The sequence below is a fragment of the Acidimicrobiales bacterium genome, from assembly GCA_022452145.1.
Taxonomy (GTDB): Bacteria; Actinomycetota; Acidimicrobiia; order Acidimicrobiales; family MedAcidi-G1; genus UBA9410.
Genome location: JAKURY010000019.1, coordinates 26,419 through 41,390 on the forward strand (window position 1 = coordinate 26,419; position 14,972 = coordinate 41,390).

Annotated in this window: 11 protein-coding genes; 2 read left to right on the forward strand and 9 right to left on the reverse strand. The window is 68.5% G+C overall.

From position 1 onward, the window contains the following. Positions 1 to 30: 30 nt before the first annotated feature. The gene (locus MK177_08080) at positions 31 to 1,311 is read right to left on the reverse strand and encodes an amidohydrolase (protein MCH2427273.1); all 1,281 of its coding nucleotides are present in this window, start codon (positions 1,309 to 1,311) and stop codon (positions 31 to 33) included. Between the two features lie 107 nt (positions 1,312 to 1,418). Between MK177_08080 and MK177_08085 the strand changes: the two genes are divergently transcribed. Continuing rightward, on the forward strand, positions 1,419 to 2,084 hold the full coding sequence (locus MK177_08085; protein ID MCH2427274.1) for a TetR family transcriptional regulator: 666 nt from the start codon (positions 1,419 to 1,421) through the stop codon (positions 2,082 to 2,084). A gap of 54 nt (positions 2,085 to 2,138) precedes the next feature. On the opposite strand, the gene MK177_08090 is transcribed toward MK177_08085, so the two are convergent. The 8 genes from MK177_08090 to MK177_08125 form a co-directional block, all read right to left on the reverse strand. After that, positions 2,139 to 4,985: a molybdopterin-dependent oxidoreductase gene (locus MK177_08090; protein ID MCH2427275.1), complete on the reverse strand. Its 2,847-nt coding sequence runs from the start codon at positions 4,983 to 4,985 to the stop codon at positions 2,139 to 2,141. A gap of 21 nt (positions 4,986 to 5,006) precedes the next feature. Then, complete coding sequence (nrfD, locus tag MK177_08095) at positions 5,007 to 6,545, reverse strand: polysulfide reductase NrfD (GenBank protein MCH2427276.1); 1,539 nt, start codon at positions 6,543 to 6,545, stop codon at positions 5,007 to 5,009. Positions 6,546 to 6,601: 56 nt separating this feature from the next. Further along, the gene (locus MK177_08100; protein ID MCH2427277.1) at positions 6,602 to 7,177 is read right to left on the reverse strand and encodes a WHG domain-containing protein; all 576 of its coding nucleotides are present in this window, start codon (positions 7,175 to 7,177) and stop codon (positions 6,602 to 6,604) included. Between the two features lie 87 nt (positions 7,178 to 7,264). After that, positions 7,265 to 8,062 carry an EamA family transporter gene (locus tag MK177_08105; GenBank protein MCH2427278.1) on the reverse strand — a complete coding sequence of 266 codons (798 nt, stop codon included), beginning with the start codon at positions 8,060 to 8,062 and terminating at the stop codon, positions 7,265 to 7,267. A 15-nt stretch (positions 8,063 to 8,077) separates the two neighbouring features. After that, positions 8,078 to 8,983, reverse strand: a complete 906-nt coding sequence (eutD, locus tag MK177_08110) for a phosphate acetyltransferase (GenBank protein ID MCH2427279.1) — start codon at positions 8,981 to 8,983, stop codon at positions 8,078 to 8,080. Between the two features lie 31 nt (positions 8,984 to 9,014). Continuing rightward, complete coding sequence (locus MK177_08115) at positions 9,015 to 9,866, reverse strand: ABC transporter permease subunit (GenBank protein ID MCH2427280.1); 852 nt, start codon at positions 9,864 to 9,866, stop codon at positions 9,015 to 9,017. Further along, positions 9,863 to 10,669: an ABC transporter ATP-binding protein gene (locus MK177_08120; GenBank protein ID MCH2427281.1), complete on the reverse strand. Its 807-nt coding sequence runs from the start codon at positions 10,667 to 10,669 to the stop codon at positions 9,863 to 9,865. The genes MK177_08115 and MK177_08120 overlap by 4 nt, the downstream gene beginning before the upstream one ends. A 117-nt stretch (positions 10,670 to 10,786) precedes the next feature. Beyond that, on the reverse strand, positions 10,787 to 12,157 hold the full coding sequence (locus MK177_08125) for an aminotransferase class III-fold pyridoxal phosphate-dependent enzyme (GenBank protein ID MCH2427282.1): 1,371 nt from the start codon (positions 12,155 to 12,157) through the stop codon (positions 10,787 to 10,789). Positions 12,158 to 12,350: 193 nt separating this feature from the next. Between MK177_08125 and MK177_08130 the strand changes: the two genes are divergently transcribed. After that, positions 12,351 to 14,798, forward strand: coding sequence for an FAD-dependent oxidoreductase (locus tag MK177_08130; protein ID MCH2427283.1), 2,448 nt, complete (start codon positions 12,351 to 12,353; stop codon positions 14,796 to 14,798). Positions 14,799 to 14,972 lie beyond the last annotated feature (174 nt).

The following is a 14,972-nucleotide window of genomic DNA, read 5'->3' on the forward strand; positions in this document are numbered from 1 at the left end:
GTCTCGTAAGTCCCTGGTCCGGCACCGGGTTCAGGCGTACTGCATCTCGCAGCCGTACTCGTTGATCCACCATCGAGCGGTCTCCACGGCATCCGCCGGCGTCCGGAGGTCCGGTGACTGACCCAGCTGTTCCGGCGTGGGCCCGACCCGGTCGGCGACGACTCGCAGACCGGCTTCGTCCAGGCCGTAGCAGTCGATGGCATTGAGGCCAAGGAGAAGCCGGGTGTCCTCGATCGAGACGTCCTGGAAGTCGTTTTCCAGGCGTTCCCTGGTCTTGGGCCAGGATCCCTCGGGATGCGGGTAGTCGGTTCCCCACATGAGGGCGTCTATGCCGTTGACGTGCCGTCGGCGGATCTCCTCGGTGGACATGGTGGAGGCGCCGATGAAGACGTTGGTGCCGAAGTACTCGGATGGCAGACGGGTGATGAGGCCCTTCATGCGGGATCCCATCTTCTTGATCTTCCAGCTGGCCCCGAAGTTGACGTCGGTCTTCCAGAGCAGATCGCCGATCCAGTACGAGCCACACTCCACCACGGCGTACCGCAAGTTCTCGAACCGGTCGAACTTGCCGGAGAACAGCAGCTGCCAGAGGATCCGGTGGGTCCAGAACGGGACCTCGCTTATGTACATGGCCACGTTCTGGCCGTACGAGTCGAAGTCGGCCTCGCCGGAATGGGTGTGCACCACGAGCCCGGTATCGGCACAGGCCGCCCAGACCCGGTCGTAGTGGTCGGTGCCGTAAGCCGGGAACCCGTGCCACATGGTCGGCACCATGATCCCCTTGATCCCCGGCCTTCCGGCAAGGGACTCGATCTCGGCCACGGCCAGGTCCACGTCGTGGGTTATGGGCACCAGCGCCACGCCGGCCCGACGTACCGGGTTGGTGGCGCAGAACTCCTCCAGCCAGCGGTTGTGGGCACGGGCTCCACCGAAGGCCAGTCGGGGGTCGGTGATCTGGCCTGCATGCAGCCCGGCGCCGAACGGCGGGGACTCCTGGCCTGTCACGGCGTCACCGTCGGCGAAGATGATCTCGCCGGCGACACCGTCAGCATCCAGCACCGGATCACGGACCTCGGGGTCGTAGGCGCCCTGGAGGCCCCACTCGTTCTCGCCCTCCCACTCGGCGATGAACTCGGCATTCACCTCCTCGGCGATCCGTCGGTGCTCGTGGCGCTCCGCGACGTACTGGTCGAACTCCTTGTGCAGCGAGGACTCCAGGTACGGGCGGTACTCCTCGCACTGCAGTCCGGCGTGGGTGTCCGACGAGACGACTATGTACGGCTCGCTACCGGTGCTTACCTCTCGATCCACTGTGGGCCTCTCCTCGTGGGGCGCTGCTCTCTTGGACAGCGTCACAGACTTCCTTGTACACTGTCGCAGAGAGTACGCAGGACCGCAACCCGGGCGCTGGAGGACCCATGGACGACACCCCAGCCAGGACCGGCCGTCACGCTGGCCTCGATCCCGCAGAGATCCTCGACCGTGCCATCTCCCTGGTCGAGGCCGAGGGTGCCGACGCCCTGACGATGCGCCGACTGGCCTCCGAACTGGGCGTTGCCACGACGTCGATCTACTGGCACGTCGGCAACCGCGAGCAGCTGGTCACGGCGATGGTGAGTCGCCACGGCGAGCACCTGGCCGAGGCGCCGGTCACCGGAGACACGTCCCGCGACCGGGTGCTGGCCGTCGCCCGCCTCATCTGGGAGGGCTCCCTGGAGCACAGGGAGATCACCAGACTGGCCAGTACCCACGGGGCCTCCTCGCTCCACGCCCAGCACCTCGAACTGGCCATGGCGCGGGAACTCCAGGAGGCCGGCGTGGTGGGCGATGCCGCTCGGGACGCCCTACGGGCCATCACCGCCTGTGTCGGCGGCTTCATCGTCGCCGCCATGCTCGACGACGTCATCCCGACGGACCACCGCCGTACCTCGGTCCTGGCCCACCTGGAGGACCCGGACCTGGACCCTGGCACCCGCGCCTCCCTGGCCACGAGCAGCCACCTCCCGTCGCTGTTCGACGCGACGCTGCGGGCCGTCGTGAACTCGGTCGTCCCCGCCGACCTCTCCGTCAACGCCTACCTGTAGCACCGACCCCGGACCTGCCGGGATCAACCGTCGCAACGGTGGGACAGGCCGGGATCAGCCCTCGTAGCGGTATGCGGTCGCCCTCGGCTTGACCGGGCGGGCGAACCAGAGCGGGCGGCGTAGGCCGTCGGGGCCGGGACCCGGACGGGCCTTGGCCAGCCACTCCTCGAAGATCCGCTGCGACGCCCCGGTGTCGACCACCACGTCGCCGTAGGCGTCGCCGACCTCGGCCGGGGCGACGGTCACCCTCTGCAGCCAGCAGTGCATGCCGCTGACCGGATCGGGCTGGACAGGAAAGGTGAGGTTCTGGTGCACCCCGGTGTCGGTCCACCAGATCAGGTCGGTGTCCGGATCGTCGCTCTGGTACGCCTCCGCCCCGTGGTCCCGCCGGAGCCGCCACCTACCGTCATCGTCCCGTTCGATGGAGGCCTTCCCGGCACCCCACGACCGGGCCTTGTCGTCCTCGAGGCGCCACCGACCCATGTGGTGGCTGGCAGCCACCACCCCGGGGCGGATTCCCTCGGTACGCCACGCCTGGATGACGAAGTGGCCGATTCGGGTGGTGATCCGGACCAGCCCGTTCTCCTCGATGCCCAGCTGCTCGGCATCGGTGGGGTGCAGCCAGAGCGGATGGCGATGGCTGATCTCGTTCAGCCACTTGCTGTTGGCCGACCGGGTGTGGATGAGCGTCGGGATGCGGAACGTCGGCACCAGAATGCGCTCGCCGGCTGACATGTCCAGGTCCTCCCAGTGGACCTGGCTCCTGATGAAGGTCGGCATGGCGTACTCGGGCCAGCCCCAGTCGCGGATGGTCGCCGAGAAGAACTCCAGCTTCCTGGACGGCGTGGGGAATCCGAGCCTGGCCTCGCCGTCGATGTCGACGGCCGGCGAGCCGTCGCCGATGAACGGCATGTGGCCTTCGATGTCCTCCAACGCCTCGTGGGAGCCGGCGGTACCCGGTCGACGCCAGACGCCGGCCTCGTCCCGGAATGCGCCCTCCAGGTCAGCGGCGGGCACGTGGCGTTCGTAGACCTGAGTCTGGTCTCCGGGCAGCGAGAACGAGCCTCTGCGCCGCATGTACTCCAGCGGGGTGAGGCCCTCGGCCGCGGCCGCCTCGGGCAGCCCCGGCACTGAGCCCTCGAACAGCATGGCGTAGTACTCGTCCAGGGTGAGCGGGGTGCCGGGGTTCTCCAGGCTCTCGAACTGCGAACGGATGCCCAGCGAACCATCGGGGTCTATCCGCCACGACAGGTCGATGAAGAACTCCTGCTCCTCCCAGACCTCGCCCGGGTTGGCCTCATGGGTCCGCTCGAAGGTCTCGCCGTCGAGTTCCCGGTGGCGACGGAGGACCGGCTGGCGGAACCCGATCCAGCGTCCGTTGTGGGTCTCGAAGCTGGACACGTCGTGTCGTTCCGAGGCGATGCCCATGGGCAGCACGTAGTCGGCGAACCACGCCGACTCGTTCCAGGTGGGGGTGAGCGCCACGTGGCATCCGACCTTGTCGGGGTCGCGTAGCACCTCCATCCAGGTGAAGCCGTCCGGGTTGGTCCACAACGGGTTGTAGACCCGTGTGAAGTAGGTGTCGATGTAGCCCCGACCTGCCTTCAGGAAGTGGGGCAACAGCATCGACATCTCGTGGTGGCTGAGCGGGTACTCGATCGGCCACTGCAGTTCGTTCCACCGCCCCTGGGGCTCGGGGTGTATCGGTGTGACGGGGATGAACTTGTTCCAGCCGTTGGCGTTGGTACCACCCACGGTGCCGACGGACCCGGTCAGCACGTTGAGGAACTGCAGGCAACGGGCCACCATCCATCCGCCCTCGTTGCCGGCCGACGAAGCCCTCCAGGTGTGGGAGGCGAACCTGCCGAGGCCCTCGCCGATGATGCGGGCGACGGTGCGGATGCGGTCCTCGTCGATGCCGCAGATTCGGGCTGCGGCTTCCGGCGTGTACTCGGCGTAGAGCTCCAGCAGGGCTGGGCCTACGTTGGCGAACACAGGCTCCAGGTCGGGGCGGGCCTCCCGGAGGAAGGTCTCCCAGTTCACCCAGCGCTCGAAGAACGCCGCGTCCCAGGTGCCGCCCAGGATAAGCAGGCGGGCGATGGCTAGCAGCAGGAAGGCCTCGGTACCCGGCCAGGCCGAGAACCAGTGGTCGGCCTTGGAGGCCGTGTTGGACAGGCGGGGATCGACGCAGATGACTGTGGCGCCGTTGGCCTGGCCCTCGATGATCCGCTGGGCGTGAGGGTTGAAGTAGTGCCCGGCCTCGAGGTGCGACGAGATGAGGAAGATGACCTTGGCATTGGCGAAGTCGGCCGAGGGGCGGTCGAATCCCATCCAGGAGGCGTAGCCCACCCGGGCACCGCTGGAGCAGATGTTGGTGTGGCTGTTGTGGCCGTCGATGCCCCATGAGTGGAGGACCCGCTCCATGTAGGTGTCGTCGCCCATCCGACCGACGTGGTACATGACCTCGTGGTGGCGCTCCTCCCGGAAGGCGTTCCCGATGCGGGTACCGACCTCGTCGAGGGCCTGTTCCCAGGAGATGCGCTCCCAGAGGCCCTCGCCCCGGTCGCCGACCCGCTTCATCGGATACAGGATCCGCTCGGGGTCCTCGACCTGGTTGATGGTGGCCGGGCCCTTGGCGCAGTTGCGGCCACGGCTGGCCGGATGGACAGGGTTGCCCTCGAACTTCGAGATCCGGCCGGTCTCCTTGTCGACCCAGGCCAGCAGGCCGCAGTTGGCCTCGCAGTTGAAGCACGTTGTGGGCACCAGCCGGTGGGCCCGCCGGACCCTGGTCGGCCACGCCTTTGCGTCCAGCGCGTCGACGTGGTCCCAGGTCTCCTCGGGCGGATAGCTCGAGAGGCCTGTCCCCTCCTTCCGGGGTGGGGCAGTGTCGTCGATGGTCATCGTGGTGCTCCGAATCCGTCGCTACGAGAGGGGGACCGACTGGCCGGCCCTCACATAGGCGTCCTCGTAGGCGAACAGGCCGTGAAGCACGAACGGTGCGGCTACGGCGGACAGGAAGAGGCCATCAGGCCCCAGGGCGATCGACACGGCCACCAGGACCAGCGGTATGGCCAGCCCGTTGAGGCGCCACTGCCTGAAGGACCTCCGCTGGCCGCCGCTCGTCATCTCGGTCAGGGCCATGGTCACGTGCCGCGAGTGGTCGCCGCGCACCTCGAGGCCCACCAGCAGCCCGTTTGCGGCCAGGCCGATCAGGAACGCCCACTGGATGGCGGCCGCCCCCGGCACGTCGATGAACAGCGCCAGCAACGAGTACGACGCGCCCCCGGCGACGACGGCCTGGGCCAGCAGGACGGGAAGCAGCAGCGGCTCCTGCCAGAGGTCCCGACCCTCGCACTGACCGAACAGGAAGGCGGTGTAGCCGGCGGTGGCCAGCGCCAGCAGCACCGTCGGCACCACCAGCACGGGTAACAGACCATCGGCGCCGGTCAGCCCGGCCACCCACCAGGCTGCCACCACGGCCCCGAACCCGCCGAGTACGTAGGCGCCCTTCACCAACCACGAGGTGCGGTTGCCCCGGGTCAGGAGGTACACGAAGCGCTTCGGCTGCTTGAGGTCGGCGACCAGCAGGGCACCGGTGAGGGCCAGGAACGCACCGGCCAGCATCGGGGGCACGACGCCCACGGCTGCCCGTGAGCCCCCGTGGCCCAGCAGCACCAGCATCGAGGCCACCAGCATCACGCCGGCGGCTATGGCCTTGGTGACCAGGTAGCCCGAGACCATCGAACCCCAGGCAGGCGGATGCTGGGTGGTGTAGGTGGTACGGGCCATGGCCTCACCATCGTCCCGGCTGGGTGCGGCTGTGAGCGCGACTGGCGTGGGGGTGGGATGGTCGGATCGTGTCTCGGCCCAGATCATCCCGTCGGCAGCGATGTAGGCGGCCAGCGGATCCAGCGAGGACGCAGTGGCGTCCTTGTACACGACCTTCGGGCTGGTCCCCTGCTCCGGGGAACGCACCGCACCGTCGGTGGTGAGGAGCAGCGAGATCTCGGACCCCGGATCGTCGAGGTCGCCGACCCGTATAGCCCGGGTGGGACACACGACCACGCACGAAGGCTCGAGGCCGTCCTCGATCCGGTGGTTGCAGAAGTTGCACTTGTGCGCCGTGCCGGTCTGCGGGTTGAGGTAGATGGCGTCGTAGGGGCAGGCGTTCATGCAGGCCTTGCACCCGATGCAGTTGTCGTCGTCGAAGTCGACCACACCGTTCTCGGCACGGAACAGCGCCGAGGTCGGGCAGATGGCCATGCATGGTGCATCGTCGCAGTGGTTGCACCGCATGACCGAGAAGTGCCTCTCGCTGTCCGGATGGGTGCCGGTCTCGACGTACTTGAGCCACGTGCGGTTCACCCCGAGCGGCACGTCGTGCTCGCTCTTGCAGGCCACGGTGCAGGCGTGGCAGCCGATGCAGCTTCCGGAATCCAGGACGAAGCCGAGGCGTGTCATAGGAGGTGTGTCATAGGGGTGGCTATCCAGGTCTGGCAGGCGGTCGGGTCTGCCGGTCAGGCGGCGACCGTGGCCATCTGTCGGATCCCGGCGCACAACAGCACGACCATCCGGTCGAAGCTGCCGTCCAGGTTGAGTGCGAAGGGATGGCCGTCGCCGGCCTCCAGGTGGGCGAAGCCGTGGAAGGCACTCCGCAGGGTCCTGGCAGCGTGGATGCGCTCGTCGTCGGCCAGCCCGTAGGAGGCCAGGGCCTGGCCCAGCACCTGGACGACCCGCTCCACGGCAGCCTCTAACTCGGCGTCGGACGAGCACGGGTAGCGGTCGGTGGCCGCATACAGGCCGGGATGGTCACCGACCATGGCCCGCCATGCGCCGCCCATCGCCCGGACGGCGTCGTCGCCCGCCAGCCCCACGGCGGCCTCGCCCAGGCGGTTGGCGAGGATCTCACGACCCCGCAGGCCCAGCGCCCGGATCAGCGCGTCGTAGTTGTCTACGTGGCGGTACAGGGCCGGCTGTCGGACGCCGAGGCGTTCGGCCACACGGGTCAGGGTGACGGCATCCAGCCCCTCGGCGTCAGCCAACTCGGCTGCGCAGTCCACCACCTGGTCGGTGTCGAGAGTTCGCCTGCTCATGTCCGGATCCTAGTGTTAGAGACTCTCACGCGCTAGTTATGAGCGCTGTCGTTTTCGTGAGCCATCACCCTGGTGCTCCCGGAGCGGTCACCAAACCACCAGGGCGGCACCTGCCGCCACCAGCACCGCTCCCCAGAGAGCGCGGGTCCCGAGAGCCTCGCGGGCGATGAGGACACCCAGCACGACCGAGACCTGCCTGAGGCCGGCCACCTGGCCCGCCTGGGCCCGCTGGAAGGCCAGCAGCACGAGGGCGTAGGCCCCACCCTGGCCCACTCCCACCAACGAGGCGACCCCCAGCACGGGCCGTAGCCGACCCCACCCGGGCCGACGTACCAGCAGCACGGTGCACGAGCTGAGCACCATGATCACGGACAGGTAGCCGAGGGCCCCGGTGAGGTCGACCGAACGGGCGTCGATCAGCGAATAGCTCACCGTGCAGAGGCCGGTCCCCACAGCCAGGACCACGGCCTTGCGCTCCTGGAGTCGGCTGCCCAGGCCGGCCAGGAGCAGGAGGCCGACGAGGAGCACGACCAGCCCTACGGCCGTGGCGACGGACGGGCTCTCGTCCAGCAGCAACCAACCGCCCAGGCCGATCAGCAGCGGGGCGGTGCCCCGGGCGATTGGGTAGACCACGCCCAGGCTGCCATCCCGGTAGCCGGTTCCCAGCAGGGTCTGGTACGCACCGTGGGCCATCGACGATGCCAGGACCGCGCCGATCACCTCGACCGGTGGGTCGACGACCGCTGCAGGCAGCAGTGCGATGCCGACGGCCAGGTAGGCGAGGGCGATGACGACCTCCGGGTCCGCTGTCCTGTGCAGGCGGGCGTTCCACCCGGCGTGCAGGACCGTCGAGGCCAGGACGAGGAGTACGGCGGAGGTCGGCACGGGTAGCCGCGCCGATCAGGTGGTGGCGCGGGCCTGCAGCCCCGCTATCACCGCCACGTCGACGATGTCTTCGGCCGAACAGCCACGCGACAGGTCGTGCAGCACGCCGTCCAGCCCCTGTAGCAACGGGCCGAACGCCCGGGCTCCACCCATTCGCTCAGCGACCTTGTAGGCGATGTTCCCGCTGTCCAGGTCGGGGAAGACGAACACATTGGCCGTTCCGGCCACCGGTGATCCCGGTGCCTTGGCCTCGGCCACCTCGGGAACCCAGGCGGCGTCGAACTGAAGCTCTCCGTCGACGACCAGGTTCGGTACCCGCTCACCGACGAGCGCCGTGGCCAGCCGTACCTTGTCGACCCGGGCGTGTTCGGCGCTGCCCTTCGTGGAAAAGGAGAGCATGGCGATCCGCGGCTCGGCATCGACCAGGGCGGCGTACGTCCGGGCCGTCGAGATGGCAATCGACGCCATCTGCTCGGCATCGGGATCGGGCACCACCCCGCAGTCGCCGAAGGCCACCGGTCGACCGTCCGGCAGGACCAGTAGGAAGCAGCTGGAGACCACGTCGGTACCGGGGGCCAGCCCCAGCACCCTCAGGCCGGCCCTCAGGACGTCGGCAGTCGGGCGGGTGGCCCCGGCAACTGCCGCATCGACCACCCCGGCCCGGACCAGGACGGCTGCCGCCACGACCGGGTCGTCGGGGTCCAGCCCACCGGCCTCTGCGTGGGCGGCGGCATCGGCAACGGCTCCGACCGACCGGTCCAGCACCGGGTCGACCGGGATCGTCAACCCGCCGCTTACCAGAACGGATGCAGCGGCGTCGGCCCGGGGGTCGCCGAGGTCGGCCAGCACGACCCGTGCCGGATCCGTCGCCGCCCGGGCATGCCAGTCGGCCAGCACGCCCGATCGGGAGCGCCCGTTCACCCGCGGTCCTCCCGTTCGTGCGCCAGGAGGTTCAGCCCCTGCCCCGCCACGGGATGAGGCGTCGTTCCAGGAACCTCATGACGAGGTCCATGGTCACGCCGATGACCCCGATGATGATGATCGACACCACAACGATGTCCATCCTGAAGAACTTCGAGGCCGCGAAGATCATGGCGCCCAGGCCGGTCGTGGTACCGGTCAGCTCGGCGGCCACCAGGGTCCCCCAGCAGACGCCGAGTGCGACGCGCATGCCGGTGAAGATGTCCGGCAGGGCGTTGGGAAGGATCACGTAGCGCAGGATCTGCCACCTGTTGGCGCCCAGCGAGTAGGCCGCGTGGACCTTGGAACGCTGGACGCCCAGGACGCCGGCCCGAGCGGCAATGACCATGATCCAGACGGCGGCGAAGAACAGCAGGTTGACCTTCGAACCCTCGCCGATGCCGAACCACACGATAAACAGCGGTAGCAGGGCCAGCGGCGGTACCGGGCGGAGCAGCTCCACGATCGGGTCGAAGATCCCCCGGAGGCGGTTCGACAGTCCCATGGCGAAGCCGACCGGCACGCCTACCACCACGCCGTAGAGCAGGCCCTTCAGCACCCGCCAGAGGCTGGCCCACGTGTGGTCCCACAGCCCGACACGCCGGTAGCCCCTGTTGATCAACTCGATCAGGGCATCCCAGGTCTGGCGGAGCGACGGGAAGGTGCGGTCGTTAACGATCGGTTCAGAGCCCTGCTTGATGAACCACCAGAGGCCGACGAGCCCCAGGAGCGAGACCACGCTCCATCCCGGCGAGCCCTTGACCTCGGCGGCATCGCCGAAGGTGACCGTCTTGCGGGTGTTGGAGCCCCTGCCTCCACCCCGGAGCTTCTCGTGCAGGCTCATGGCGTGCCCCCTTCGTGGCCCATGATCTGTTCCTCCATTTCCCAGATGAGGGACAGCAGTTCCTCGCGCTTCTGGATGAACTCGGGTGAAGCTTTCATCTCGCGCGGGTCGACGTGGAGGCCCTGCTGGGCGAACGGCAGCTCGTACTCGCGCTCGATCCGGCCCGGGCGGGGGGCCATCACGAACAGCCGGTCGCCCAGGTAGAGGGCCTCCTCCACGCTGTGGGTGACCAGCACGATCGTCTTGCCCGTCTCCTGCCAGAGTTTCAGGATGAGGCCCTGCATCTTCTCTCGGGTGAGGGCGTCCAGGGCTCCCAGGGGTTCGTCCATGAGGATGACTTCGGGATCGTTGGCCAGACAGCGCGCCAGGGCCACACGCTGCTGCATACCGCCCGACAGCTCGTACACCGCCTTGTCGCCGAATCCCTGGAGGCCGACCGTGGACAGCAGGTCCTGGACAAGGTCATGGGTCTCCGACTTCCCCTTCCGATTCATGCGTGGCCCGAAGGCCACGTTCTGGGCGACCGTCTGCCACTCGAAGAGGGCGCCCTGCTGGAAGACCATGCCCCGCTCCTGGCCCGGCCCCGTGATGGGATCACCTCCCAGGGTGACCGATCCGGACGTCGGCGCCAGGAAGCCTGCGACGATGTTGAGCAGGGTCGTTTTGCCACACCCCGAGGGCCCGAGCAGCGTCAGCAGGCGCCCGGCCTCCAGGTCGAATGAGACTTCGTGCAGGGCCTGGACCGAACCGCCCTTCGGAAGTTCGTAGATCATGCCCAGCCCGTCTACCGACAGATCCTTCATCTGATCGTCCCCCCTGCCACGTCGTTCGCCGGACGTAGCCTCACAGATCGTAGAAGGGTGCCCGGCGGGCACCCATCGTTCGGTCGTTCTCTGCCAGCCATCCGTCCAACCCGTCGTTCAGTCGTTCTCTGCCAGCCACCCGTCGACCCGATCGGCAATCCGGTCCACCCTGCCGACGAGGTCGTCGATGACCATCCTGTCGGCGATCAGGGGCGGCGAGATCGTCAGGCCCGTGTAGCCCCGGTCGTCCGGGCGGATGGTGATCCGCTCATCGCGGACGAAGCCCCCCAGCACGCCGCCCTGCAGGGCCGCCTCCTGGGTGCCGCTCAGGTCGCGGTCGACGGCCGAGTCCGCACACAGTTCGACGGCGTAGAAGTAGCCGGTCCCCCGGACCTCGCGGATGCTCGGGTGGGCGGCAGCCATGGTCCGGAGCTGCTGGCCGAAGTACCCCTCGTTGGCCAGCACGTGCCCCATGAGGCCCTCATCGCGCATGGCCGTCATGTTCGCCACGGCCACCGCCGTGGCCACCGGGTGGCCACCGAACGTCGAACCATGCACGTATGAGCCCATCGGGGAGTCGAACAGCTCGGTGACCAGCGGGCCGCGGATGACCACGCCGCCCAGGGGCTGGTATGCCGACGTCACCCCCTTGGCGAAGGTGATCATGTCGGGCACGACGCCGTTGCGCTGGCTGGCGAACCAGTGGCCGAACCGGCCGAACGAGCAGATGACCTCGTCGGCTACCAGGAGCACTCCGTTCTCGTCGCAGATCCGGCGGAGCTCCTGCCAGTAGCCGGCGGGTGGCACCAGGGCACCGCCACCGTTCTGGACGGGCTCGGCGATGACCATGGAGACCGTCTCGGGGCCCTCGGCGAGGATCATCTCCTCGATGGCCCGGACACAGGACAGTTCGGCGGCCGGGGTGCCGGCCGGCGAGGTGCACTGGTGGGTGTTGGGCACGTGCCGGGTGCCGCCCCAGAGCATCGGGAGGTAGGGATCGCGGAACTTCGGGATGCCGGTGACCGAGAGCGCTCCCAGCGTGGTCCCGTGGTACGACCAGTTGCGGGAGATGACCTTGTACCTGCTCTCGTCACCCCGGGCCACGTGGTAGTTGCGGGCGAACTTGATCGCCGACTCGACCGCCTCCGAGCCTGAGCTCACGAAGAACGTCTCGCTCAGGTCGCCGGGGGCGAAGCCGGCAATCATGGCGGCCGCCTCGATGGCCGGCGGGTGGGCGAAGCCCCAGTTGGTGGAGTAGGCCAGCGTGTCCATCTGTTTGGCGGCGGCAGCCGACAGGTCGGACCGACCGTGGCCGATGTTCACGCAGAACAGGCCGGCCAGGCCGTCCAGGTACTCGTTGCCGTCCGTGTCGTAGAGGTAGCAACCCTCACCCCGCTCGATGATCGGCAGGGCGTCGGTGTGCCAGGCCCCCTTCTTCGTGAAGTGGGGAACGAGGTGCTTCTGGGCGAGTTCCCGGGGGGTGCTCATGGGTTCTCCGTCTGCGTACTCATGGGTTCCACCGATCGATCGGGCCGTACACTCCTGCGGACGGCAGCCGGGTGACCGGCGTCACTGGAGTTAGAGTCTGTAACTTAATCACAAAGGCATCTAACAACAAGGGGTTCGCCCCTTCCCGGAACCCGTCAGAGCCTCCGCCGACCACACCAGGGACACGTCTCCTATGGCAAAGCAGATCCCCGAGCGGGCACAGGTCGTCATCATCGGTGGTGGCATCGTCGGTACCAGCATCGCCTACCACCTCACCGAGCTGGGTTGGAACGACGTCGTGCTCCTGGAGCGCAACACCCTGACCAGCGGAACCACCTGGCACGCCGCCGGCCTGGTCGGCTGCCTCCGAGCCACGCAGAACATGACCCGCCTGGCCGCCTACTCGGCCGAGCTCTACGAGTCGCTAGAACGCGACATGGGCCACGCCACCGGCTTCAAGAAGGTGGGTTCGCTCAGCGTGGCCGACAACCCGGAGCGCATGGAGGAGCTGGTACGGGGTGCCGGCATGGCCAACGCCTTCGACGTGGAAGTCGAGGTCATCACCGCCGAGGCCCTGTGCGGTCGGTACCCGCTGCTCAACCCCGAAGGCATCGTCGGTGGCGTCTGGCTGCCCGGTGACGGCCAGGCATCGCCCGTGGACACCACCATGGCCATGGCCGCCGTGGCCAGAGAGCGGGGCACCCAGATCTTCGAGGGCGTCTCGGTCGAGCGCATCCGCACCGCCCACGGCCGTGCCATCGGCGTGGACACCGACCAGGGGCCGATCGACGCCGAGCACGTCGTCACCGCAGCCGGCATGTGGTCACACCAACTGGGACGCGACGTCGGGGTGAACATCCCCCTCCACGCCTGCGAGCACTTCTACCTGGTGACCGAACCGATCCCGGACCTGCCGTCGGGCCTACCGGTGCTGCGCGACACCGACAACTGCATCTATGTGAAGGAGGAGGCCGGGCGCCTGATGGTCGGCGCCTTCGAGCCGGTGGCCAAGCCCTACGGCATGGGCGGCCTTCCCACCGACCAGCCGTTCCTGCAGTTGGAGGAAGACTGGGAACACCTGGCCCCAGTCTACGAGGCGGCCTGCGAGCGCATCCCGGCCCTGGCCGACGTGGGCATCCGCCTGTTCTTCAACGGCCCTGAGTCCTTCACCCCCGACGACCGGTACCTGCTGGGCGAGACACCGGAACTGCGGAACCACTGGGTGGCCACCGGCTTCAACTCGATCGGCATGCAGTCGGCAGGAGGCGCCGGCAAGGTCCTCGCCGAGTGGATCGTCGACGGTCGGCCCCCCATGGACCTGTGGGACGTGGACGTGCGGCGCATGCAGCCCTTCCAGACCAACCGCCGGTACCTCCACGACCGGTCGATCGAGGCCCTCGGCCTGCTGTACGCCATGCACTGGCCGTTCCGCCAGGTCGAGACGGCCCGTGGCGTGCGCCGCTCGCCGGTCCATGACCGACTGGTGGGCCTGGGGGCCTGCCACGGCGAGAGCGGCGGCTGGGAACGACCCAACTGGTACGCCCCCGAAGGCGTCGAGCCGGTCTACGAGTACACCTACGGTCGACAGAACTGGTTCGAGCACTCGGCGGCCGAGCACCGCTCCTGCCGAGAGGGCGCCGCCTACTTCGACCAGACGTCGCTGGCCAAGCTGCTGGTCCAGGGGCCGGACGCCTGCGCCGTGTTGAACCGCATCTCATCGGCCGAAGTGGACGTGGAGCCGGGTACGTCGGTATACACCACCTGGCTGAACGACCGCGGTGGCATCGAGGCCGACCTGACCGTGAACCGCCTCGGCGAGGACCGGTTCCTGGTGGTCACAGCCTTCTCCGCGCAGGTGAAGGACGCAGACTGGATCGCCCGCCACACCCCTGACGGCGCCTGTATGACCGTCACCGACGTGACGTCCGGCTACGCGGTGCTCGGCGTGTTCGGCCCCCGTGCCCGCGACATCGTGGCACCGCTGACAGACGCCGACCTCTCCAACGAGGCCTTCCCGTTTGGCACCCTCCAGGAGGTCGACCTGGCCTACGCCCGGGCCATCGCCGTGCGCCGAACCTACATGGGTGAGCTGGGCTGGGAGCTCTACCTACCCACCGAGTTCGCCCTCGGAGCCTTCGACGCCCTCTGGGAGTCGGGTGCCCCAAACGGCCTGGTTGCGGCCGGATACCACGCCATGAACTCCCTGCGGATGGAGAAGGCCTACCGCCACTGGGGCGACGACATCGCCGACGAGGACACCCCACTGGAGGCGGGGCTCTCGTGGGGTGTGGCGTTCGACAAGCCCGGTGGCTTCATCGGCCACGACGCCCTGGTGGCCCAACGGGACGCCGGCGTGACCCGGCGCCTCGTGCAGTTCCGCCTGGACGACCCCGAGCCGCTGCTCTACCACGACGAGCCGGTCCTACGGGACGGCCACCTGGTGGGACGCATCACCTCCGGCATGTACGGCCACACCGTGGGAGCGGCGCTCGGCATGTCATACGTCGGCTGTGAGCCCGGCACGCCGCGAGCCCAGGTGCTCGAGGGCGCCTTCGAGGTCGACGTGAACGGCGTACGGGTCCAGGCGACCGCCTCGTACCGCCCGTTCTACGATCCGGACAGCAACAGGGTCCGCCTCTAGCCCGTCCGCCGCTGGCCAGTCTGCGGCTGGCCCGTACGCCGTGGCCCATCGGACGGGATCGGAACGTGTCTTCGTCGGGTCGCTCAGTCCAGTTGGGCGTCGAGCAGGGTCTCCAGTAGGCGCGCCAGCGTTTCCCGGTCACCCTCCCCGATCTCCGCGTAGAGGGTCTGCTCC